Raw genomic sequence first — 23,372 nt, 5'->3', positions numbered from 1 at the left:
CGTCGTTTAAATATTATTTATATAGACGTAATAAGTGGAATTTTGATTAATAAAGTTTGCATCTATTTGTCTAATCATTATATTTGCTTTAACCAAACATATTCAACATGAATAACAAATATGTGATAAATATTGGCCGTCAGTTAGGAAGTGGTGGTCGGGAAATAGGTGCTAAGCTTGCCGCACAACTACACATTGATTTTTACGACAAAGAACTTATTAATATAGCATCAAAAGAAAGTGGACTCTGCAAAGAATTCTTTGAAAAAGCTGATGAGAAAACATCGCAAACCATTTTTGGTGGACTTTTTGGAATGCGATTCCCTTTTATTAATGATGGCTCAATCCCTAATAATAATTGTTTGAGCAATGATGCTTTATTCAAGATACAGAGTGATGTAATTCGTGAATTGGCAGAAAAAAAATCATGCCTTTTTGTAGGAAGATGTGCCGATTATATATTACGTGATCATCCCAGGTGTGTAAACATCTTCATTTCGGCTTCTAAGGAAGAGCGGATTAAACGCCTCTGCAAAGAGAAAGGTATTAATACAGAGAAAGCAGAAGACTTGATAGAGAAGACCGATCGTGAACGGGCAGCTTATTATAATTATTACAGCTACAAAGTATGGGGAGCAGCAGCCACATATCACCTTTGCATTGATTCATCATCGCTTGGCATTGATGAAACTGTTGCATTCATTAAACAATTTATAGAAAAGAAACTGGGAATCTAGCCAAACTTAAAAAAGAGGTCATATAAAAAACAAAATTAAGTATTTGTAAATAATCAGTTTCAGATAGATACTTAAAAGCATAAAAAAGGGGTTGTTCCATTCGAACAACCCCTTTCCATATATAATTATATATTCGTTTACATAAACATAAGTATAATCAACTGTGCAGATAGCACACGCAAGAACATTACCAACGGATATACTGTAGAATATCCAACGCCCGGAGCATCACTACTTGAAACCTGATTAGAATATGCTAATGCAGGAGGGTCTGTATTACTACCGGCAATAAGTCCCATCAACATAAAATAGTTAATCTTGAAAATTTTGCGAGCAATAGATCCAACAATTATTAATGGAATAAAAGTAATAAGGAATCCACAACCTACCCACAACAAGCCATCTCCTTCAACCACAGTTTTAAAGAATTCACCTCCTGCACCAATACCAACACTGGCAAGGAATAAAGTAATACCAATCTCACGTAGCATAAGGTTGGCACTTTGGGTTGTGTAAGTTACCAGGTTAAATTTGTAACCGAAACGACCAATAATAATAGCAACGACCAGAGGTCCACCAGCCAAACCTAATTTAACAGGAGTAGGCATTCCAGGGAAAGCAAATGGAAGACTACCAAACAATATACCAAATAATATACCGATAAAGATAGTAACAATATTAGGTTCGTTTAAGCGTTTCATTGAGTTACCCATTACAGTAGCAACACGTTCAACAGCATCCTGAGAACCAACAACTGTAACACGGTCACCAACCTGAAGAACCAAGTTTGGGTTAGCAAAAAGATCCACACCTGAACGGTTGATACGAGTAACGTTCACACCATAAAGATTGCGAAGTTTCAGCTGTCCTAGTTTCTTTCCGTTCATTTCAGATTTTGTAACCAATACTCGTCTTGAAACCATCGGAGAGTCAAGTTCTTCCCAGTTTACAAATACTTCTTTTCCTATTAAAGAAATAATAGTATCGGCATCACCTTCTGAACAAACTACAAATATCTGATTACCTTCTTCAAGAACAGTTTCAGAACTTGGTATTGAAACTTTTTCATTTTTAAGAATACGAGATACAACGAATGCGCATCCTGCAGTATTCATAACATCAGATATTTTTTTGCCAAAAACAGCTGAGTTATTTACTTCCAGGTGCATCAAGCGAGGCTTATTTTGGTTATCATCTGCCACTGCATTCCATTCTGCTTCTTCTTTAGCAAAATCAATTCTAAAAATAAAGCGTATCAGAATAATAGCACCAATAATCCCTACAACTCCAAGTGGATAAGCAACTGCATATCCTAACGCAATTTTTGGAACTTCGTGAATAATACCCGATGCCTGAAGCTGGTTTAATGCTTCCTGAGCGGCACCAAGACCTGGGGTGTTTGTAACTGCGCCTGAAAGAATACCAACTATCATTGGCAATTGAACTCTTCCGTTAAGAGCATAGAACAATCCCAATGCTACAGCAATATTTAGCAGAACAATTGAAGCGGCAAGCATATTCATAGTCATACCACCCTTCTTAAATGAAGAGAAGAAAGAAGGTCCTACCTGCAAACCAATACAAAAAACAAATAAAATTAAACCAAAATCCCTCATAAAATGAAGAACTTCCGTGTTAACATTAAGACCGAAATGTCCCATTAAAATGCCGACAAACAGCACAAAAGTAACACCTAAAGAAATCCCGAAAAATTTAATCTTCCCTAATAAGACTCCAGCAGCTATCACAAATGAATAAAGAAGAACAATGTGAGCCACTGAATTAGGGTCTGTTAGCAATTTAAACAACCAATCCATAGTGTATAAAGTATCAATTTAAAATTTTGCGCAAAGGTAGTTATTCTATCTCGTCAGATCAAATATTTCTATCTTTGTTTTATTATAAAATTATTAAAATGACAAGTAATATATTAAGCTACTTGAATTTTCCTAAAAAAAAGTATCCTATTATAAGTAAATAAGTATCTTTGCACCTCACACTTAGATAAATTAATATATTAAATACATTTATTAATCTTGTAATTAATACAATAAACTATGGCAGATAGTAATGAAAAACTCTTTTCGGACTTTTCGCCCGTAAGCACTAGCAAATGGATGGAAAAAGTAACAGCCGACCTAAAAGGTGCTGACTTCGAAAAGAAGCTCGTTTGGAAAACAAACGAAGGTTTTAAAGTTAAACCATTCTACAGGATGGAAGATCTGGAAGGTCTGAAAACAACCGACAGCTTACCAGGAGAGTTTCCTTATCTTAGGGGAACAAAAAAAGACAATACTTGGTTTGTACGCCAAAACATTCGCGTTGAATGTCCTAAAGAGGCTAATACCAAAGCGTTAGACATTTTAAATAAAGGTATTGATTCCTTAGGATTCAGCATCAAAGGAAAAGATGTAAACGCTGATTTTATTGAAACGTTACTCAATGATATTTGTGCTGAATGTGTAGAATTAAACTTTTCTACATGTCAAAGCCATGCTGTAGAATTGGCAGAGTTATTGGTTGCTTATTTCCAGAAAAAGAACTATGACTCAACAAAACTAAAAGGCTCTATCAATTATGATTACTTTAATAAAATGCTGACTAAAGGCAAAGAAAAAGGTAATCTGGTAGAAACAGCTAAGGCTTTGATTGAAGCAACAAAAACGCTGCCTTTCTACAGAGTTATCAGTGTTAATGCATTGTCTCTGAATAATGCAGGAGCTTATATTTCTCAGGAACTGGGATATGCTTTATCATGGGGTAATGAATATCTGAATTTATTAGTTGAAGCAGGAATTACACCAACTATTGCTGCTAAAAAAATTAAATTCAACTTCGGTATCAGTTCTAATTACTTCCTTGAAATTGCTAAGTTCCGTGCAGCACGTATGTTATGGGCTAACATTGTAAGCTCATACAAACCTGTTTGTACAAGAGACAATTGTTCTAATACTGCTGAAGATGGTGAATGTCGTTGCGCTGCAAAAATGAAAGTACATGCAGAGACGTCTTCTTTCAATTTAACGATGCTGGATGCACATGTAAACTTGCTTCGTACTCAGACAGAAGCAATGAGTGCGGCTCTTGCCGGAGTAGATTCATTAACTGTTACTCCGTTTGATAAAGCTTATCAAACTCCTGATGATTTCTCTGAACGTATTGCCCGCAACCAACAATTATTATTAAAGGAAGAATCGAACTTTGATAAAGTTGTAGACCCAGCTGCTGGTTCTTACTATATTGAAAATCTTACAGCATCAATTGCTCAACAAGCATGGAACATTTTCTTAAAGGTTGAAGAAGAAGGAGGTTTCTATGCAGCAGTAAAAGCAGGAAGTGTTCAGGAAGATATTAATCAATCTGGTAAAGCAAGACATATTGCTTTATCAAGCCGTAAAGAAATTCTTTTAGGAACTAACCAGTTCCCTAACTTCACTGAAAAAGTTGGAGATAAGAGACAGGTTGAAAATAAATGTTGCTGTTCAGATAAAAGTAGTTCTTGCGAAAGCACTGTAAAAGTACTTAATTCCGACCGTGCTGCAAGTGAATTTGAAGCACTACGTCTACAAACTGAGGCTGCTGATCATTGCCCGAAAGCATTCATGCTGACTATTGGTAATTTGGCTATGCGCCAGGCTAGAGCTCAGTTCTCTTGCAACTTCCTTGCATGTGCCGGCTATGAAGTAATTGATAACCTGGGATTCGAAACTGTAGAAGAAGGAGTAGAAGCTGCAATGGAAGCTAAAGCTGATATTGTAGTACTTTGTTCCAGTGACGATGAATATGCAGAATATGCTGTTCCGGCATTTAAAGCTGTTAATAACCGTGCTATGTTTATTGTTGCCGGAGCTCCGGCTTGCGCGGATGCTTTGAAAGCAGAGGGTATTGAGAACTTTATCAATGTTCGTGTCAATGTATTAGACACCCTGAAAGAATATAATGCTAAACTAGGAATTAAGTAAAGACATCATGAGACCAGATTTTAAAAATATAGATATATATGCCGGATTCAAGCACGTAGATGGTGCTGAATGGCAAAAGGCTAACGGAATTGAAGCCAACTGGAAGACTCCGGAGCACATCAACGTAAAGCCTGTTTACACAAAAGAAGATCTTGAAGGAATGGAGCATCTTGAATATGCTGCAGGTATTCCTCCTTATCTTCGCGGTCCTTATTCAGTTATGTATACTCTTCGCCCATGGACCATCCGCCAATATGCCGGATTCTCTACTGCTGAAGAATCAAATGCTTTCTATCGCAGAAATCTTGCTTCCGGACAAAAAGGTTTGTCTGTTGCATTCGACCTTCCTACTCACCGCGGATACGACCCGGATCATGAACGCGTAGTGGGTGATGTTGGTAAAGCAGGGGTTTCTATCTGTTCATTGGAAAATATGAAAACTTTGTTTGATGGTATTCCATTAAGCAAAATGTCTGTTTCCATGACTATGAACGGTGCCGTACTTCCTATTCTTGCTTTTTATATCAACGCAGGACTGGAACAGGGAGCTAAGCTTGAAGAAATGGCTGGAACTATTCAGAATGATATCTTGAAAGAATTCATGGTTCGTAATACTTATATTTACCCACCTGCATTCTCTATGAAGATTATTTCTGATATCTTCGAATATACTTCACAGAAGATGCCTAAATTTAATTCAATTTCTATTTCAGGTTACCACATGCAGGAAGCTGGAGCTACTGCTGATATTGAATTAGCATACACTTTGGCCGACGGACTTGAATATCTTCGTGCCGGTGTTGCTGCAGGAATTGATATTGATGCATTTGCACCTCGTCTTTCTTTCTTCTGGGCTATTGGTACTAACCACTTTATGGAAATTGCCAAAATGCGTGCTGCACGTATGCTATGGGCTAGAATTGTTAAACAGTTCAATCCAAAGAATCCAAAGTCTCTTGCACTGCGTACTCACTGCCAGACTTCTGGTTGGTCATTAACAGAACAGGATCCGTTTAATAATGTAGGTCGTACTTGTATCGAGGCTATGGCTGCTGCATTGGGACACACTCAATCACTTCACACCAACGCATTGGACGAAGCTATTGCATTGCCAACCGACTTTTCAGCACGTATTGCACGTAATACTCAGATTTATATTCAGGAAGAAACTTACATCTGTAAGAATGTTGACCCATGGGGTGGTTCTTATTATGTTGAAAGCTTGACTAATGAGCTTGCTCACAAAGCTTGGGAACGTATCGAGGAAATTGAAAAACTGGGTGGTATGGCTAAAGCAATCGAAACCGGTGTTCCTAAACTTCGTATCGAAGAAGCTGCAGCACGTGCTCAGGCTCGTATCGACTCTGGTAGTCAAACCATTGTAGGTGTTAACAAGTACCGTTTAGAGAAAGAAGCTCCTATCGACATTCTTGAAATTGACAATACAGCTGTTCGTCTGGATCAGATTGAACGTCTTAAAGAATTAAAAGAAGGTCGTGATGAAGCTAAAGTTCAGGCTGCTCTTGAAGCTATTACCAAATGTGTGGAAACCAAAGAAGGCAACTTACTTGAGTTAGCTGTTGAAGCTGCACATGTAAGAGCAACCCTAGGAGAGATCTCCGACGCTTGCGAAAAGATTGTAGGACGTTATAAAGCTGTAATTAGAACTATATCAGGCGTGTATTCATCAGAAAGTAAAAACGATTCAGACTTCAAACGTGCTTGTGAACTTGCCGAGAAGTTTGCTAAGAAAGAGGGACGTCAACCTCGTATCATGATTGCTAAAATGGGTCAGGACGGTCACGACCGTGGTGCAAAAGTTGTTGCAACAGGTTATGCTGACTGTGGTTTCGATGTGGATATGGGACCATTGTTCCAGACTCCTGCAGAAGCTGCCCGCGATGCTGTAGAAAATGACGTTCATGTTGTTGGTGTTTCTTCATTGGCTGCTGGTCATAAGACATTGATTCCTCAAATTATTGATGAACTTAAGAAACTTGGAAGAGAAGATATTCTTGTTATTGCCGGTGGTGTAATCCCTGCACAGGATTATGATTTCTTGTATAAAGCCGGAGTTGCAGCAATCTTTGGTCCTGGTTCGCCAGTAGCAAAAGCTGCATGCCAGATTCTTGAGATATTACTTGAAGAAGAATAAACTAAGAATTAATAATCTATTATAAGAGGGTGCCCCCAAAGGGCACCCTTTTTATATGCGCGGATTTTTTCTTCTTTTTTCTGTATTTATAGGGGGTGAAATAAAAAAGCCCGCAGCTTATAATCAAGTAATTAGCTTAAAAAGTAAAACGGATTGTCAGAAAACTTCCTTTATAGTTTCTATGAAAGATAGCAAGAACGAGTTAAAAAGTGTTTCATGATTGATTTTAAGCACTATATAGAGGGATAAAAAAGGACTAAATTTCAAGCATTTTTATATAACATTACAAAAATCCCCAATAAAAAGCTCTCACAAAGTAAAAAAAGGCCTTATACATAGTTAACCTACTAAAGATATCCACTTTAAATACAACCATTTAGAATAAGCAAATTATATTTGTAAAATATTTAAATCCAAATTAAAAATAGATTACATATAAAAACCTGGCAATACTATAACAAATCTCTATATTTTAGTGGCTTTTCATACTTTGGAAATGGGCTATCTTACTTCTTTTGACCATCCTCTTCAATTTTATTGGCCAATAAACAAAATTTGCTGGTGAATAAATAAAAATTATTGGTGAATAATTCAGATTAATTGAGCAATGAATAGAAACAAAAAAAGCAACCCGGAAGTGGATTGCTTTTATATATTCTGCTTTTATTATAATTATTCGATAATACCAAATAAGCGGTCGCGAAGAATATAACAACCACCAACAACACCTGCGGTATCTCCAAGTTCTCCTGTCTTAAGTTTCATATCCTGTAATACCAGATTCAGAGAATATTTATGAAGAGCTGTTTCGAGTGGTAATGTTAAGTAAGAACCACAAGCCGAAAGCTCACCGCCTAATATTACAAGTTCCGGATTAAATATATTCAATAGAAGAGACATGTAATGTCCTAGCTTCTCTCCTACTTCTTCTATAACTTCAATAGCAAGAAGATCTTCATCCTTTGTTGCAGCATCAATGATGTCATACATATTAATATCGAAAGGTTTCTTTCTGCTTGTAACTACAGAAGTTGATCCATCTGCCAGTTTCTCTTTAAATCGTCTTACAAGAGCCTGACCGGAAATCTCAGTTTCAAGACATCCCTTCTTGCCACATTGGCAAAGTATCTGGTTATCCAGAACAGGACTATGTCCAAATTCTCCAGAGAAACCTGACATTCCATAATAAAGCACGCCATTGCAAATCATTGAAATACCAAATCCCCAGTTCAAACTAATAAAAATAACGTCCTTTTCAGACGATCCGGCACCGGCACCACAACAGTATTCTCCATATCCCATTGCTCTACTATCATTCTCGATAATAGTTTTAATGCCTATTTTGTGCTCAATAAGATTGCTTAAAGGTTCTTTTTCAAAAGAAAAATAGCTGTCGCTATATCCTTTTGCAGAATTAATGCGTCCGCACAGAACTACACATGCACCAAGAATCTTGCTTTTATCTAACCCTGAATCATCGATAAATTTATTAATCAGATTACATAAACTATCTAAAGATTCGTGAGTATTTTTAAATACAAAATCAATTCGGGTCTTAAGTTCCAGAAATTCATTCTTAAAGTTTTGCAAACCAATGCTTACGCAATCACGCCTAACATCGACTCCAAGAAAAAAAGCTGAATTTGGGTTTATACAATAAACAGATGGACGACGTCCGCCTGCTGTGTCTATTTTCCCTTTTTCGAAAGCGATTCCTTCTTCTATTAACTCAACAATAACTTTTGTCACAGTAGGAACGCTGAACTCTGTTTCTTTACAGATATCTGCAATAGTCGTTCCGCCCTCAAGCATCAGCTGTTGGATAACATTTTTTTTAAGTCGAGCCATTTTTAACGCAGAAAGAGCCATTCCTTCCTGCGAATTAAATAATTTTGAAAGAGTCATAATTTATTTCCCGAGATTATTTATACAAAGTTTACAAAAGTAATGTAATTATATCATTTAACACACTCTTTAACTATGATTAACTTGATTTTCTACATTTTTTTATAAACAGACATACAATTTTGTTCATTTATTATGAAATAACTACCTTTGTCTTCAAAAACAAAATAAAGAAATGATAGTTTGCATTGCCGAAAAGCCAAGTGTTGCACGAGATATAGCTGATATTCTTGGAGCTAAGAACAAGAAAGATGGATACATAGAAGGAAACGGATACCAGGTTACGTGGACATTCGGACATCTTTGCACACTTAAAGAGCCACACGAATATACTCCCGAATGGAAAAGATGGAGCTTGGCTAATCTGCCAATGATTCCTCCCCGATTCGGCATTAAATTAATAGAATCGCCAAGCATTGAAAAACAATTTAAAATAATTGAGAGTTTAATGGCTAATGCCGATGAAATTATCAATTGCGGTGACGCGGGACAGGAAGGGGAATTGATTCAGCGATGGGTAATGCAAAAAGCTGGTGCTAAATGTCCGGTTAAAAGATTATGGATATCTTCGCTAACTGAAGAATCAATCCGGGAGGGATTCGCCAAATTAAAAGACCAGTCGGAGTTTCAGTCTCTTTACGAAGCTGGATTATCACGTGCTATCGGGGACTGGACTTTAGGAATGAACGCCACAAGATTATATACCTTAAAATATGGGCAGAACAGACAGGTATTGTCTATCGGACGTGTGCAGACTCCTACACTGGCACTTATTGTAAACCGTCAGCTGGAAATAGAAAATTTTAAACCAGAGCCTTACTGGGAACTAAAGACTATTTATCGGGAAACTACATTTTCGGCAACAAAAGGTAAATTTACATCTAAAGAGGAAGGTTATGAATTCCTTGAAAAAGTTAAATACTCAGACTTTACGATCACGGATGTTTCGTCGAAAAAGGGAGTTGAATATGCTCCAAGGCTTTTCGACCTTACTTCCTTGCAGGTGGAATGCAATAAAAAATTTGGTTATTCGGCAGATGAGACACTCAAACTTATTCAATCTCTTTACGAGAAGAAAGTCACTACTTATCCACGTGTAGACACCACATTTCTGAGTGATGATATTTATCCCAAATGCCCTGCCATATTAAAGGGTATAAAAGACTATACAACTCTGACAGCACAATTGGAAGGGAAAAAACTTCCAAAATCAAAAAAGATATTCGATTCTTCGAAAGTTACAGATCACCACGCCATTATTCCAACCGGAGTTCACCCTATGAATCTATCTGATATGGAAAGACGTGTGTTCGATTTGGTTGCAAGACGTTTTATTGCAGCTTTCTATCCTGATTGCAAGGTATCAACAACAACAGTGCTTGGCGAAGTTGAAAAAATAGAATTCAAAGTAACCGGAAAACAGATTCTTGAACCGGGATGGCGCGAAGTCTTTGCCAAAAGTCAATCGGACGAAAAAGATGAAGAAGAACGTACTCTTCCTAGCTTTACAAAAGGAGAAAGCGGACCTCATCAACCGGATCTTAATGAAAAATGGACTCAGCCACCTAAGCCATATACCGAAGCTACTTTACTACGCGCTATGGAAACAGCAGGAAAGCTTGTAGACAATGATGAGTTGCGCGATGCATTGAAAGAAAATGGTATCGGCCGTCCTTCAACCCGTGCTGCCATTATAGAAACTTTGTTTAAACGAAACTATATCCGTAAGGAAAAAAAGAACCTCATTGCCACTCCAACCGGAGTAGAGCTTATTCAGATTATTCATGAAGAGCTTCTAAAATCAGCTGAATTAACTGGAATCTGGGAGAAAAAGCTTCGGGAAATTGAGAAAAAGAACTATGAAGCAAAAACGTTTCTGGAGGAGTTAAAGCAAATGGTTACAGAGGTTGTTAACAATGTATTATCGGACAACACTAACAGACATATTACAATTCAGAATGCTGTTAAAGAAGAGGTAAAAAAAGAACCGAAGAAACGAGAGAAAAAGGCACCTACTCCTAAAAAACCAAAAGAGGAGAAGCCTGTGCCGGAAGAGAACAAAGATAACATCATCGGTCAGCCATGCCCACTTTGTGGAAAAGGAGTAATAATTAAAGGAAAATCGGCTTACGGTTGTTCTGAATGGAAATCGGGCTGTACATTCCGAAAAGGATTCGATGAATAGAATAAATCAGACCTTGCTCCTATTTTATTTTAACTTATAACAGTTACAAATCACAATAAACGAGACAGATTGTAGTTATTATTAAGTAATTCGTCATCAGTAAAATGAAAAAGATTCTTAGTAAAATAGCCACTATTTGTCTTCTGCTTTCACTACTTCAATCATGTGGTTGGGAAAGCAGCATTAAGAAAGGTGATGAAAGTTATGCTTTAGGCGAATATTATGATGCAGCTAAGTTTTACAAAAAAGCTTATACTAATATACCTGCAAAAGAACGGAAGAAAAAGGGAGAGATAGCATACAAAATGGCCGATTGTTATCGGCTCACAAATTATTCTGTTCGTGCCAAAGCTGCATACATCAATGCCATTCGTTACAAATACCATGATAGCATTGCTCTTTTCTATCTGGCAGAATCGCAAAAGGAAACAGGAGATTATAAGTCTGCTATTAAGAGTTATGAGCAATTTCTATCTTATAAGCCCGGTAATATACTTGCAAAGAACGGACTGATATCCTGCAAACTGGCTCCTGAATGGAAAAAGAATCCTACGAGATACATCGTGAAAAAGTTTCCTCTTTTCCTCTCCAACCGTAGTGAATACTCACCAATGTATGCCGGTAAAGATATAGATCAGATATATTTTACTTCTACTCGAGATAAGGCTAAGGGAAATAACCTGAATGGAATTACAGGAATGAAAAGCGCTGATATCTTTATGGCTAAAAAGAATGAGAAAGGGAACTGGTTACCACCCGAAAGACTCGAATCGGAAGTTAATACTGAATTTGAGGATGGCGCATGTTCATTCACTGCTGATGGAAAAACAATGTACTTTACCCGTTGCCGAATTGATGCAAACTCTCCTGTATATGCCGAGATTTATGTATCACAACGTACCGGCGCTAACTGGGGGGCTCCGCAAAAATGCATTATAACAAAAGATACATTATCATCTTTTGCACATCCGGCTATTTCTCCCAATGGTCATTATCTCTATTTTTCTTCCGACATGCCTGGAGGATATGGTGGCAAAGACATTTGGAGAGTACCTGTTTCTAATTCAGGATTCGGAGCTGTAGAAAATCTTGGAGATGCAATTAATACCCCCGGTAATGAAATGTTCCCGACTATAAAGGATAACGGCGATTTATACTTTTCATCGGACGGACATCCGGGAATGGGTGGCTTGGATCTCTATCGGGCTCAGCAAGACAGTTTGGGAAACTGGACGGTTGAAAATTTAAAGTCACCAATGAATTCAGAAAGCGATGATTTCGGTATGACTTTTGAGCCCGGGCTTCAACGGGGCTTTTTCAGTTCTAACCGAAAAGATGCTCGCGGGTGGGATCATATTTACACATTCGAATTACCTGAGATAGCTCATACTGTCACCGGATGGGTATATGATAAAGAAGGTGACGCTCTGCCCGAAGCAACTGTCAGTATTGTGGGACAAGATGGAACAAATCTGAGAGTTAGTGTAAAAGGAGATGGCTCTTTCACACAAAAGCTAGAGCGGGGACAAAGTTACGTAATGCTGGCCAACTGCCGTGGCTATTTAAATTGTAAGCAAGAGCTTACAACAGATTCCATAAATGAAAGCAAGAACTATGAATTAGAATTTCCTTTGGCTTCCATAACTCGCCCGGTGTTAATCGATAATATCTTTTACGAATTTGATAAAGCAACCTTAACTGCAGAATCAACCAAAGCACTGAATGATTTAATCAAGATGCTGAATGATAATCCTAATATAACAATTGAACTTAATGCTCATTGTGACTATTTTGGGAATGATAGTTATAATGAAGGGCTTTCTCAACGTAGAGCCGAAGCTGTTGTTAAATTCCTGGTAGCAGGAGGCATTGATATAAATCGGCTTACAGCAAAAGGATATGGAGAGTCACAGCCTAAAGTAATAAATAAGCGTATTGCAAAAAAACACCAGTTCCTAAAAGAAGGTGATGTACTCACTGAAGATTTTATACTTAAACTTCCTGCCGAACAGCAAGAAATCTGCAATGCAATAAACAGACGTACAGAATTCAAAGTGGTAAGAACTACTTATAAGCTATACAAATAAAAAATCATCCTCCGGTACTCTTACCAAAGAATGATTTTTTTGAAAATAATATAGAGAATAGAATTCTTATTTTAAAGAAATATATCCAACCTTGTCAACTATATCCTGTCCCTGAGCCGATTCTACAAAGTTAATAAATGGAGTTAACTTGGCAGTATTTTTCTTGTCATAGTAGAAGAATAATGGACGAACAATCGGGTATGTTTTATTCTTAGCTGTTGCTACAGATGGAGCAACGAAACTTTTACCATCATAAGAAACCTTGATTGCTTTCACATCATTCTCCAAATAAGCTAAACCAACGTAACCAATTGCGCCTTTAGTCTGACTTACAGATTGAATGATTGCTCCTGTTGCAGGCATAGAAAGAATATTCTTCTTGTAGTTCTTGTTTTTCAATACATGTTCTTTAAAGAATTCGTAAGTACCGGAACTTGTTTCTCTTGAGTAAGCAACGATAGCAAGATCTGCACCACCAACTTGTTTCCAATTAGTAATTTTACCGGTAAAGATATCTTCCAATTGTTGGCGAGTTAATTCACTTACTTTATTTCCAGGATTAACAACTACAGCCAAAGCATCGAAAGCAATGATCTTTTCAACAGGAGATTTACCAGCCTGCTGGAATTTTACTTTTTCATCAAACTTAATTTTACGAGATGCCGAAGCTATATCTGTTGTTCCGGCAAGCAAAGCAGCTATACCTACTCCACTACCGCCACCTGTTACTGTTACATTTCCACCTTTTTTATTAAATGCTTCTGCCTCTTTCTGGGCCAATGGCAACACTGTATCACTACCTTTCACACGTTGAGCAAATGATCCTTGAGCTATACTGCAAATCAATGCTATTGCTAAAATAATCTTTTTCATCTTTATTTTTATTGTTAAAGTGTTATCTATTAAAATTTATATTGTAATCTTAATGTGAAAATATTGTCTTTCAGGTCTGAATTATATCCTGTAAGATTCTTAGACTTTTCATTAAAGGCCATATCATAATATGCCATCAATCTGAAGTTATTGTTCATTCTATAAAGATAGCCTATACCAATATTGTGTTTTGCAATATCTCCCTTGCCAGTACCACCAATACCAACTTCGTCACCTGATAATTTTGTATTAGGATCGTAAGAATCATATCGCACAACTAAAGAGTGTTTTGTTTGTCCCAAGTCTTGAATCAAATAAATATTGTATCCCATAAAGTTACGACGATAAGTGTCGGTTGTAGGTAGAGAAGAAGCATTAGGACTCTTTGAATCACCTAGCGCACCAGGTTGTTTTCCAGCCATCATTTCAGCACGTAAGGTTGTCATACCAGCACCAGTGGATAAAAGTAATTGTCCATCAAGACCATAATAAGTACGATCTGAATAATCACCGACTTTTGCATTATTTACTTTCACAAATTGTTTTCCAGACATTTCATACACATTAGCAGTTCCCTGATATGTACCTCCTAAATATAAAGAAGCACCCAATCCGTATTGTAAATTGTCATAAGACTTTTTATATGAAAGATGAGAAATCCAGTCTTTTCTGTTGTGAATATCTTGTTTCATGCCATTACCCGCAAATAATCCTGTTTCAAGTTTAAAAGGATTCAAGGCATGATCTTTTGGAGCCTGAATAGTTAACATACCTCCTAAATCGACTTCATTTGGAAAAAGGATATTACAAGCTGTACTTCTTTCGGGAGTTTCAAGAGAACTTGATGAATAAGGAATTTCATATCCAAATGGTCTGTTAGCCACACCAGCCTGAAGTGATACCCATTTAGTCCATGGTTCTGTTACACTTAAATATAGTTCCTTTACTTCTACAGCTTTTTCTGTCATTTCAAACTGAGCTACCGCAGTATTAGGAGCGCCTTCAAATAAATCTGAATAAGTAAATTTCAGACGACCACGACGTAAACCTATACGTGTATAATTATCTTCCGTACTTGCTTTTGCACTTCCTACTTTTAAACTTGCATCTTTTTGACCGAACTGTAAATCGCTCTGAATATAACCAGATATTTTTAATTTATTTAAGTTATCAACAAGCGAACTTATTCGTTCAGTCTCTGCCTGCGTTTTTTCGAGCGGTGTTAATTCAACTTCCTGAGCCAGCACTGACACAGTTGAAAGACATAAAAGAGAGCCTACTAAAATCTTTTTCATAACTAAGTGTTTTTATTGTTATTTTGACACTGCAAAGTAAGGTTTGAAATATTTCATTGTCATTTCGCATCAATTACATTATAAAGTCATTATTGTTACTATAATATTACAATAGCTAAGAAGCTGTATATCAAGCCATACATCACTAAGATTCAAGCTATTAAATCATTATTTCCAAGTTGACAGGATTTTATTTATCTTTGCAAATGATAGGTAAGCCTATCAAAAAAATAAATTATCAGAGTATGAGCATCATCATAAACAAGCAGGGAAACAATAGTGTTTACCATATCATGGCTTTATTTACGGTAATAATCTGGGGAACTACATTTATATCAACCAAAGTGCTTATTAAGCAAGGTCTCTCTCCCGAAGATATTCTTTTCTATCGTTTCTTAATTGCATATATCTGCATCTGGACAATTTGTCCACGTAAACTCTTTGCAAACAATCTAAAAGATGAGCTTTTATTTATTGCAACAGGCTTATGCGGAGGCTCACTCTATTTTATTGCCGAAAACAGAGCACTAGGAATAACTTTAGCTTCCAATGTATCGCTAATAGTATGTACAGCTTCCATCTTTACAGCTATTCTATCACATCTATTCATCAAAGGTGAAAAATTTAAGAAAAATCTTATATCGGGTTCTTTTATTGCTTTGGCAGGTGTAGCTTTTGTTGTATTCAACGGTAGCTTTATTTTGAAAATTAACCCGGCTGGAGATCTTCTAACAATCACTGCTGCATTAATGTGGGCTTTTTACAGTATAATTTTAAAAAGACTGGATAAGAAATACTCAACTTTACTTATAACCCGAAAAGTTTTCTTTTACGGAATAATAACTTTATTGCCTACTTTTCTCATTTCACCGCTGACAACAGATACTCATATACTTTTTCAACCAACCGTTTTAGGGAATTTTATATTTCTTGGAGTAGTAGCTTCCATGCTCTGTTACATATTATGGAATATGTGTATCAAGCATTTAGGAGCAGTTCGTACTACTAATTACGTATATATTGTTCCGCTGGTTACTCTTATAACTTCTTCCATAATCATAAACGAAACAATCACACCATTTGCTATTGCAGGAGCATTACTTATCCTAAGCGGAGTATATATAGCGGAGAAAGGATTTCCCTGGTTCAAAAAGATTGCATCCAAATAAGAGCATGCACAAGGAAAGGTTTATTCATTGAATCTATTTCAGCTACAAATCTTTCATCAAAAGAACTTTTTTGATTAAGTTTGCATTCAAAATAAAAACACCAATGAAACAATATTTGGATTTACTCGACAGAGTCATGAAAGAAGGTACCCAGAAAAGCGATCGTACGGGAACCGGAACTATTAGTGTATTCGGACATCAGATGCGTTTTAATATGGACGATGGTTTTCCATGTTTAACAACCAAAAAGCTTCATCTGAAATCGATAATCCATGAACTTCTTTGGTTTTTGCAAGGAGATACAAACATTAAATATCTTCAGGACAATGGTGTAAGAATCTGGAACGAATGGGCCGACGAGAATGGTGACCTAGGACATATTTATGGTTATCAATGGCGTTCATGGCCTGACTATAAAGGAGGACATATTGACCAGATAAAAGAGATTGTTGATACTATTAAAAACAATCCAGACTCTCGCCGTATGCTTGTTAGTGCCTGGAATGTTGCAGATATTGATAGCATGAAGCTTCCTCCTTGCCATATTTTATTTCAGTTTTACGTAGCCGACGGAAGATTGAGTTTACAACTTTATCAACGTAGCGCTGATATATTCTTAGGAGTCCCATTTAATATTGCATCTTATGCTTTATTGCTTCAGATGATGGCACAGGTTACTGGACTTAAAGCTGGTGATTTTATTCATACACTTGGAGATGCACATATTTATGTAAATCACCTTGAACAAGTGAAGCTTCAACTTTCAAGAGAGCCTCGCCCGCTTCCTAAAATGAAAATTAATTCAGATGTGAAAGATATATTCAGTTTCAAATTCGAAGATTTTGAACTTACCGACTATAATCCACATCCTCATATTAAAGGTATAGTATCTGTATAAAAGAAAACCGTATGACTAAAGTCTCAATTATTGTTGCAGCATCACTAAATAATGCCATCGGCAGAGGTAATCAGCTTATATACAGAGTCCCAAATGATATGAAGCGTTTTAAAGAACTAACAACGGGGCATACAATTATTATGGGCAGGAAAACTTTTGAATCCTTACCAAAGGGTGCTTTACCAAACAGACGAAACCTTGTTCTTTCTACAAATCTTAATGCAGAATTTACCGGAGCTGAAAGATTTTCATCGTTAGATGAAGCTATTGCAGCTTGCAAAGATGAGAAAGAAGTATTTATTATAGGAGGAGATAGCGTATATAAACAGGCAATGCCTAAGGCAGATGCAATTTATCTGACGTTAATTGAAGACATAACAAAAGATGCAGATGCATTTTTCCCTGAAATAAAAAGTGAAGAATGGAAAGAAACGGGCAGAGAGCCTCATCCTATTGATGAAAAGCACCACTACCCGTATACTTTTATTAATTACGAAAGGCGTTGAATGCCTTCTTCATCATCTTCATCATCCAGGATTGGCATCTGACGTTTGATGGCTTCGTGGAAAGAAATCAATGTTTCTGTGCGCGCCAAGCCAAGTGGCTGAAGTTTATCATGAATAACACTTAGTAAATGGTGATTATTCTTTGCATAAATCTTAATAAACATATCATACTGGCCGGTGGTATAATGGCATTCCACAACCTCAGGTATATCTTCCAAGGCTTTTCTTACCGCCTCAAAACTAGATGGATCTTTTAAGTAAAGTCCAATATATGCACATGTTTCATAACCAATTTTCTCCGGATCTATCACATATTCAGATCCCTTCAATATACCTAAATTGGTTAGTTTTTGTATGCGTTGATGAATTGCTGCTCCAGAAACATTACATGCGCGTGCTACTTCCAGGAAAGGAATTCTAGCATTATCTGCTATCAGTCTAAGAATTTCTTTATCCAAACGATCTAATTGATGATATCCCATATTTTTATTTTATAATTACGAATGCAAAGCTACGTATTTTTTTAGCAAAAAAATACGTAAACTATCACTTTTATTCTTAAAAAAATTATAATTTCATACTTATACTAATTCTACAGTTTAGTTTTTCTCTTCTTACTCTAAAATTTCTTAACTTTGTGTCAAATACATATTTATATGAAAAAAAACATTCTTCTATTAACACTTTGTTGTTTCTTGTGCATATCTTCATATGCTCAATCATTTAGCGACTATTTTACAGATAACACCCTACGTATTGATTATATATTTTCAGGTACTGCTAATCAGCAGGAAATATCTGTAGAGAATTTATCACAGTTACCTACCTGGGCTGGAAGACGCCATCATTTGTCGGAAATTCCATTAGATGGTAACGGGCAAATAACTGTAAAAGATTTAAAATCTGGTAATTGCATCTATAAAACATCATTCAGCACACTCTTTCAGGAATGGTTAGACACGGATGAAGCCAAAAGTGTTTCTCGCGGATTCGAAAACACTTATCTTGTTCCTTACCCAAAACAGCCGGTAGAAATAAGTGTCTCTTTCAGAGATAAAAAAGGCAATTACAATACATTGCTTAAGCATATTGTAAAACCAGATGATATTCTGATTAGAAAACAAGGAAATACTCATGTTACTCCTTATGTATATCTGCAGAAAAGTGGAACGCCGGAAAATTGTATTGATGTAGCTATTATGGCAGAAGGCTATACAAAACAGGAAATGGCGTTATTTATTAAAGATGCAAAAATAGCTTGCGAAGCACTGTTCAGCCACGAACCTTTCCGCTCCATGAAAAGTCGATTTAATATCGTAGCAGTGGAAAGTCCTTCGAAAGACAGTGGCGTAAGTGCACCAAAAAATGGTATCTGGAAGAATACGGCTTTCAGTTCTCACTTCGATAGTTTTTATTCTGACAGATATTTAACCAGCAGCAACATTACAGACATTCATAATTCTCTGGCAGGAATTCCTTATGAACATATTATTATCTTAGCAAATACAGAGCAATATGGTGGTGGAGGTATCTACAACTCCTTTACTTTAACTACTGCCCACCACAAACATTTCCGCCCGGTAGTGGTACACGAGTTCGGACATAGCTTTGCAGGTCTTGGAGATGAATATTACTATGACGAAGATTTATTTAATGGTGTATATCCATTTGATGTTGAGCCCTGGGAACAAAACATTACCACAAAAGTTAACTTCCCTGCCAAATGGAAGGATATGGTTGATAACGGAACAGCCAAACTGATAGAAGGAGGAGGTTATTCATCTAAAGGAATTTATCGCGGTGCAGAAGATTGCAGAATGAAAACAAATACATGCCAAGCTTTCTGCCCTGTTTGCCAGAGAGCGATAAAAAGACTGATTGATTTCTATACGCTGCCATAGATCTTTGTTTATGATTTCAATACAGCGTATTCATACAACCGACAAGGAATATTATTGTTTTGTAGAGAATCTCTTTACGAAAGCTTTTCCAAAAAATGAGCGGAGAGATATTACTTTGCAACGGGAGTATACTGACGGTAATAAGCTATTTTATAATAATATCCTACTGGCTGAGAATGAGCCGGTAGGATTTATTTCTTACTGGAACTTTGGCAAGTTCTTTTATGTGGAGCACTTTGCCATTCATGAAACCATAAGAAACCATAAGTATGGCCAGAAAGCGCTTTGCGAACTGGAGGAGATGCTAAAGGGGGCTATCATTCTGGAAGTTGAGCTTCCTGAGGATGAAATAAGCAAACGCCGTATAAACTTCTACCAACGTCTGGGATTCCTGTTATGGGAGAATGAATATATGCAACCTCCTTACCGGGAAGGAGACAATTATCTTCCAATGAAACTTATGGCAAAAGGAGAACTGAATAGCCGGACAGATTTCGAGCTTATTAAAAAGACTTTATATAGAGAAGTTTATCAGATAGAATTATAAAAACAAGAAGTTACTCCGGACGAGCTGAATAAAAAATATTCAGCACATTTGCTCTACGCAAAGCCTGCTTTACATCCGAAACAATTCCCATTGGAGTATCTTTATCAATCTTCAGTTTCACCATTAATAATGAATACTCATTAGGATTTAGTGATGCCCGCTTCTTTTTCATATAATATTCCACCTGAGCCACCGTCATAACCTGATCATTTAATTGAATACAATTGAGTGATTTTGCTTTTTCATTTGGCTTACCTATATATATAGTAGTAATGATAGCCTTCTTTCCCAATGCTGATAATTCGGTTGCCTGTGGAGCATCAACCTCACCAACCACTATTTTATCTTTTCTAATACTGGTCAGCATTATAAAAAAGAAAAGCAGAATAAGGAAAATTGTAGGTAAAGCTATTGCATTTATTCTTGGAATTTCCAGCTTTTCACGACTTACGAATCTTCTTTTCATTTTACTCCTCCTATACTTGATTGGGGCTCAGCTTCTGAAATACGTACCGGATAGCAAGCGCTTACAGCCTGTTGTTTATCAGGAGATAGTTCAATAAATTTCTTTCCCCATTTTTTTCCTGCTAATTCATTACGAAGTTCGTTATATGCACCTATTAATTCATTTTGCACATCAATATATGCCTGATAAGTAGTATTCCTTCCACATTTCACAGAAATAATATGGTTTGCAGTTACTTGCATATTACCTAATAAGGGGATTTTTTTCGTTACCTTCTCGGGAAGTCTATTATCATCTTTAGGATTTGCAATAAACGCTTTGGCCACTTCCCTCAATTCGCCAATACCTATTACCTGATTTCCACAGATTAGCTCATCTGTATCTGTCAAAAAAACATTTAAGATATTGCGAGGTTCAACTTTAGCCGGTTGATATTTTCCTATCGGCGGTGGAAGACGCCTGGCCAACCCCTGATCAACATCCATAGATGTGATTACAATAAAGAAAATAAGCAGCAGAACAACAATGTATCCTGTCCAGTCAGCGTCCACATCGGGTATTGTCCTCTTAAATCTTCTCATTATTATCTTACTTTCCGACCGATATAAAAACCTATTATCAACAAAACAGCTGCACCGATAAGTGCAAATGTGGTATAAATAAACATATCTGTCAGTCTAAGCCAGCAGGGAGTATTGTAAGTACCATTATATTCTTGCAATGGAAGAGCATTTACACTACCACAAAGCCAGCAAAAGAACATAAGAAATGCTAAAGAAAAAAAGCCAAGAACAGAGCGTATAGCATATTTAGGCGACCGACGGAACCGTTCTATCAGTTTAACTATTACAGCAAGTACGGTTAAAGTAACCGCTGCGCCAACCATTCCACAAAGCACAATAAGCAGCAAGTTAGTATAAACCGGAACTTCTGTTCCTGTTACAGTAGTAACCTTGCCTCCAAAGAAGTAAAGTCCACCGGTAATCACACAAATGATTAAGAGTAGATAGAAAAAGTATTTAGAAAACTTAGTCGGTATCATTTTACACTCCTCATTTTATTGTCTATACTTCATGTTGTACTTAATAACAAAATCAATTAAAGTATTAGTTGACTCTTCCATTTCGTGAGTCAAAGATTCTATCTTGGCAAGAATATAGTTGTAGAATATCTGCAGAATTACAGCTGCAATAAGACCAAAAATGGTAGTCAACAGCGCCACTTTCATACCACCGGCTATTACCGCTGGAGAAATATTGCCTTCCAGCTGAACACTATCGAAAGCCTGAACCATACCAACCACTGTTCCCAAAAAACCTAAAGCCGGTGCAATCTTAACGAACAAAGAAATCCATGAACATCCTTTCTCCAACAATCCCAATTGTACACCACCACTTGTGGTAACAGCTTTTTCTACAGATTTTGCCCCTTGCTCTATACGCATTAATCCATCATAACAAATTGAAGCAACTGGGCCACGCGTATTTCTGCAAATCTCTTTCGCTGCATCTACATTTCCTTTCTCCAATGCAAGTTCTACATCCTCGAGAAGTCTTTCGGTGTTTACCTCAGAAAGATTCAAATAGATAATTCGTTCAATGCAAATAGAAAGTCCAACTACCAAAGAGAAAGCAACTAACCCCATATAGAAAGGATTACCTTCCACGAATTTTTCTTTCAGCTTTACGCCCACACTTTCTTTAGGTACAGCAGATGAGCCATCTTCGGCAACAGCATTGCCATCAGTTACAGCAGTTTCCCCTTGATTGGCAGACACTCCGTCTTGCGCATAAATGGTTTGTGTTCCGCAAAAGAAAAAGATTCCTGATAAAGCAAGCGCCATCAATATTCTTTTCATAATATTGTTCAATTAGTTTTATATCATATCTTAACTTTCAAAAATACATTATCTTTTTGGATTATACAAAGATGACGCTAATTTATTAAGCAGATTTAATAGGGAAATATAGATTATCTAGTCTAAAAGCAGGGTATCACTAACATATTCTATTAGGAAAACTAAAAATCTAACTAGAGTAACTAAAATTAGGGTCGGGAGGCTAATTCAATAAGGTCGGGAGTCCAGAATATTAGGGTCTGGAGGATAAAATATTAGCCTCGGGACCCTAATATTAATAATTCAGGAATACTTTGTTAATAACCGGTGAATAACTTGTTAATAGCAGGTGAACAACCTGTTAAAACACCGTTGATAAACTATTAATAAGATGTGGATAACCTGTTAATAGGAGGTGAATAATTTGCAATTCTTATGTGAATAACTTGTGAATTACCTGTTGAAAGATTGTGGATAACCGGTGAATAGTCTGTTAATAAAGCTATTTTTAATCTGTGAATAAAGAGCAAATCAGCATTTATAATTGCTGTTCACAGCAAAATATTAGTGGCAGATGGATGAAAACAGTGGCAGATGAATTGTTTAAAAAGATTATCTACCACCAAGTTAATCATTTAGTTTCCAAAGGATTAAATCCAATTTAGTGGCAGGTGGCAGATCTTTTTAAGAAAATGCATAAAAAAGACAGCCTCTTTATTCTGAAACTGTCTTTCTGTGCGGAGAGAGCGAGATTCGAACTCGCGAAACCCTTTAGAGGTTTACACGCTTTCCAGGCGTGCCTCTTCAACCACTCGAGCATCTCTCCTTTTGTGTGATTGCGATGCAAAG

Annotated in this window: 19 protein-coding genes and 1 tRNA gene; 10 read left to right on the top strand and 10 right to left on the bottom strand. The window is 36.7% G+C overall.

The features are described from left to right. The first annotated feature begins 107 nt into the window (after nucleotides 1-107). Nucleotides 108-737, top strand: a complete 630-nt coding sequence (locus BUC21_RS09750) for a cytidylate kinase-like family protein (protein ID WP_073401704.1) — start codon at nucleotides 108-110, stop codon at nucleotides 735-737. A gap of 137 nt (nucleotides 738-874) precedes the next feature. On the opposite strand, the gene BUC21_RS09745 is transcribed toward BUC21_RS09750, so the two are convergent. Then, complete coding sequence (locus BUC21_RS09745) at nucleotides 875-2,554, bottom strand: putative transporter (protein WP_073401702.1); 1,680 nt, start codon at nucleotides 2,552-2,554, stop codon at nucleotides 875-877. A gap of 240 nt (nucleotides 2,555-2,794) precedes the next feature. Here BUC21_RS09745 and mutA point away from each other — a divergent pair, with 240 nt between their 5' ends. Next, on the top strand, nucleotides 2,795-4,699 hold the full coding sequence (gene mutA / locus BUC21_RS09740; RefSeq protein ID WP_073401700.1) for a methylmalonyl-CoA mutase small subunit: 1,905 nt from the start codon (nucleotides 2,795-2,797) through the stop codon (nucleotides 4,697-4,699). 7 nt (nucleotides 4,700-4,706) lie between these two features. After that, nucleotides 4,707-6,854 carry a methylmalonyl-CoA mutase gene (scpA, locus tag BUC21_RS09735; RefSeq protein ID WP_073401698.1) on the top strand — a complete coding sequence of 716 codons (2,148 nt, stop codon included), beginning with the start codon at nucleotides 4,707-4,709 and terminating at the stop codon, nucleotides 6,852-6,854. A gap of 672 nt (nucleotides 6,855-7,526) precedes the next feature. On the opposite strand, the gene BUC21_RS09730 is transcribed toward scpA, so the two are convergent. Then, a complete protein-coding gene (locus BUC21_RS09730) occupies nucleotides 7,527-8,759 on the bottom strand; it encodes an ROK family protein (RefSeq protein WP_073401696.1) in 1,233 nt (410 codons plus the stop codon). 175 nt (nucleotides 8,760-8,934) lie between these two features. On the opposite strand from BUC21_RS09730, the gene BUC21_RS09725 reads away from it, so the two are divergent. Together BUC21_RS09725 and porE are read left to right on the top strand one after the other, a co-directional pair. Continuing rightward, a complete protein-coding gene (locus BUC21_RS09725; protein ID WP_073401694.1) occupies nucleotides 8,935-10,944 on the top strand; it encodes a DNA topoisomerase 3 in 2,010 nt (669 codons plus the stop codon). Between the two features lie 104 nt (nucleotides 10,945-11,048). Further along, nucleotides 11,049-13,031 carry a PorE family type IX secretion system protein gene (gene porE / locus BUC21_RS09720; protein ID WP_073401692.1) on the top strand — a complete coding sequence of 661 codons (1,983 nt, stop codon included), beginning with the start codon at nucleotides 11,049-11,051 and terminating at the stop codon, nucleotides 13,029-13,031. A 66-nt stretch (nucleotides 13,032-13,097) separates the two neighbouring features. Here porE and BUC21_RS09715 read toward each other — a convergent pair whose 3' ends face one another. After that, complete coding sequence (locus tag BUC21_RS09715; RefSeq protein ID WP_073401690.1) at nucleotides 13,098-13,904, bottom strand: PstS family phosphate ABC transporter substrate-binding protein; 807 nt, start codon at nucleotides 13,902-13,904, stop codon at nucleotides 13,098-13,100. A gap of 29 nt (nucleotides 13,905-13,933) precedes the next feature. Then, complete coding sequence (locus BUC21_RS09710; RefSeq protein ID WP_073401688.1) at nucleotides 13,934-15,199, bottom strand: hypothetical protein; 1,266 nt, start codon at nucleotides 15,197-15,199, stop codon at nucleotides 13,934-13,936. Between the two features lie 245 nt (nucleotides 15,200-15,444). Between BUC21_RS09710 and BUC21_RS09705 the strand changes: the two genes are divergently transcribed. From BUC21_RS09705 to BUC21_RS09695, 3 genes are all read left to right on the top strand, one after another. Next, nucleotides 15,445-16,368 (top strand): DMT family transporter, encoded by a 924-nt coding sequence (locus BUC21_RS09705; protein ID WP_073401802.1) that lies wholly within the window; start codon nucleotides 15,445-15,447, stop codon nucleotides 16,366-16,368. A gap of 103 nt (nucleotides 16,369-16,471) precedes the next feature. Next, a complete protein-coding gene (locus tag BUC21_RS09700; RefSeq protein WP_073401686.1) occupies nucleotides 16,472-17,266 on the top strand; it encodes a thymidylate synthase in 795 nt (264 codons plus the stop codon). 11 nt (nucleotides 17,267-17,277) lie between these two features. Next, nucleotides 17,278-17,772, top strand: a complete 495-nt coding sequence (locus BUC21_RS09695; protein ID WP_073401684.1) for a dihydrofolate reductase — start codon at nucleotides 17,278-17,280, stop codon at nucleotides 17,770-17,772. Here BUC21_RS09695 and BUC21_RS09690 read toward each other — a convergent pair. Next, nucleotides 17,757-18,254: an Lrp/AsnC family transcriptional regulator gene (locus BUC21_RS09690; protein WP_073401682.1), complete on the bottom strand. Its 498-nt coding sequence runs from the start codon at nucleotides 18,252-18,254 to the stop codon at nucleotides 17,757-17,759. The genes BUC21_RS09695 and BUC21_RS09690 overlap by 16 nt on opposite strands. Nucleotides 18,255-18,428: 174 nt before the next feature. Here BUC21_RS09690 and BUC21_RS09685 point away from each other — a divergent pair, with 174 nt between their 5' ends. Together BUC21_RS09685 and BUC21_RS09680 are read left to right on the top strand one after the other, a co-directional pair. Further along, complete coding sequence (locus BUC21_RS09685; protein WP_073401680.1) at nucleotides 18,429-19,673, top strand: M64 family metallopeptidase; 1,245 nt, start codon at nucleotides 18,429-18,431, stop codon at nucleotides 19,671-19,673. Nucleotides 19,674-19,683: 10 nt separating this feature from the next. Then, on the top strand, nucleotides 19,684-20,220 hold the full coding sequence (locus tag BUC21_RS09680) for a GNAT family N-acetyltransferase (protein ID WP_073401678.1): 537 nt from the start codon (nucleotides 19,684-19,686) through the stop codon (nucleotides 20,218-20,220). Between the two features lie 10 nt (nucleotides 20,221-20,230). On the opposite strand, the gene BUC21_RS09675 is transcribed toward BUC21_RS09680, so the two are convergent. The 5 genes from BUC21_RS09675 to BUC21_RS09655 form a co-directional block, all read right to left on the bottom strand. Beyond that, nucleotides 20,231-20,686 carry a biopolymer transporter ExbD gene (locus tag BUC21_RS09675; RefSeq protein WP_073401676.1) on the bottom strand — a complete coding sequence of 152 codons (456 nt, stop codon included), beginning with the start codon at nucleotides 20,684-20,686 and terminating at the stop codon, nucleotides 20,231-20,233. Then, nucleotides 20,683-21,267, bottom strand: coding sequence for an ExbD/TolR family protein (locus tag BUC21_RS09670; protein WP_073401674.1), 585 nt, complete (start codon nucleotides 21,265-21,267; stop codon nucleotides 20,683-20,685). Before BUC21_RS09670 ends, BUC21_RS09675 begins: the two co-directional genes overlap by 4 nt. Before the next feature lie 2 nt (nucleotides 21,268-21,269). Then, a complete protein-coding gene (locus BUC21_RS09665) occupies nucleotides 21,270-21,728 on the bottom strand; it encodes a hypothetical protein (RefSeq protein ID WP_139261378.1) in 459 nt (152 codons plus the stop codon). A gap of 15 nt (nucleotides 21,729-21,743) precedes the next feature. Continuing rightward, the gene (locus BUC21_RS09660; protein WP_073401800.1) at nucleotides 21,744-22,544 is read right to left on the bottom strand and encodes a MotA/TolQ/ExbB proton channel family protein; all 801 of its coding nucleotides are present in this window, start codon (nucleotides 22,542-22,544) and stop codon (nucleotides 21,744-21,746) included. Between the two features lie 717 nt (nucleotides 22,545-23,261). After that, nucleotides 23,262-23,349, bottom strand: a tRNA-Ser gene (locus BUC21_RS09655). Nucleotides 23,350-23,372: the final 23 nt, after the last annotated feature.

This window comes from Bacteroides luti (assembly GCF_900128905.1).
Lineage (GTDB): Bacteria > Bacteroidota > Bacteroidia > Bacteroidales > Bacteroidaceae > Bacteroides > Bacteroides luti.
This window is presented reverse-complemented; position numbering and strand designations above follow the sequence as displayed.

Coding starts and splice junctions, on each gene's coding strand:
- BUC21_RS09750 (WP_073401704.1), top strand. CDS start 108: ATGAATAACAAATATGTGATAAATATTGGCCGTCAGTTAGGAAGTGGT.
- BUC21_RS09745 (WP_073401702.1), bottom strand. CDS start 2,554: ATGGATTGGTTGTTTAAATTGCTAACAGACCCTAATTCAGTGGCTCAC.
- mutA (WP_073401700.1), top strand. CDS start 2,795: ATGGCAGATAGTAATGAAAAACTCTTTTCGGACTTTTCGCCCGTAAGC.
- scpA (WP_073401698.1), top strand. CDS start 4,707: ATGAGACCAGATTTTAAAAATATAGATATATATGCCGGATTCAAGCAC.
- BUC21_RS09730 (WP_073401696.1), bottom strand. CDS start 8,759: ATGACTCTTTCAAAATTATTTAATTCGCAGGAAGGAATGGCTCTTTCT.
- BUC21_RS09725 (WP_073401694.1), top strand. CDS start 8,935: ATGATAGTTTGCATTGCCGAAAAGCCAAGTGTTGCACGAGATATAGCT.
- porE (WP_073401692.1), top strand. CDS start 11,049: ATGAAAAAGATTCTTAGTAAAATAGCCACTATTTGTCTTCTGCTTTCA.
- BUC21_RS09715 (WP_073401690.1), bottom strand. CDS start 13,904: ATGAAAAAGATTATTTTAGCAATAGCATTGATTTGCAGTATAGCTCAA.
- BUC21_RS09710 (WP_073401688.1), bottom strand. CDS start 15,199: ATGAAAAAGATTTTAGTAGGCTCTCTTTTATGTCTTTCAACTGTGTCA.
- BUC21_RS09705 (WP_073401802.1), top strand. CDS start 15,445: ATGAGCATCATCATAAACAAGCAGGGAAACAATAGTGTTTACCATATC.
- BUC21_RS09700 (WP_073401686.1), top strand. CDS start 16,472: ATGAAACAATATTTGGATTTACTCGACAGAGTCATGAAAGAAGGTACC.
- BUC21_RS09695 (WP_073401684.1), top strand. CDS start 17,278: ATGACTAAAGTCTCAATTATTGTTGCAGCATCACTAAATAATGCCATC.
- BUC21_RS09690 (WP_073401682.1), bottom strand. CDS start 18,254: ATGGGATATCATCAATTAGATCGTTTGGATAAAGAAATTCTTAGACTG.
- BUC21_RS09685 (WP_073401680.1), top strand. CDS start 18,429: ATGAAAAAAAACATTCTTCTATTAACACTTTGTTGTTTCTTGTGCATA.
- BUC21_RS09680 (WP_073401678.1), top strand. CDS start 19,684: ATGATTTCAATACAGCGTATTCATACAACCGACAAGGAATATTATTGT.
- BUC21_RS09675 (WP_073401676.1), bottom strand. CDS start 20,686: ATGAAAAGAAGATTCGTAAGTCGTGAAAAGCTGGAAATTCCAAGAATA.
- BUC21_RS09670 (WP_073401674.1), bottom strand. CDS start 21,267: ATGAGAAGATTTAAGAGGACAATACCCGATGTGGACGCTGACTGGACA.
- BUC21_RS09665 (WP_139261378.1), bottom strand. CDS start 21,728: ATGATACCGACTAAGTTTTCTAAATACTTTTTCTATCTACTCTTAATC.
- BUC21_RS09660 (WP_073401800.1), bottom strand. CDS start 22,544: ATGAAAAGAATATTGATGGCGCTTGCTTTATCAGGAATCTTTTTCTTT.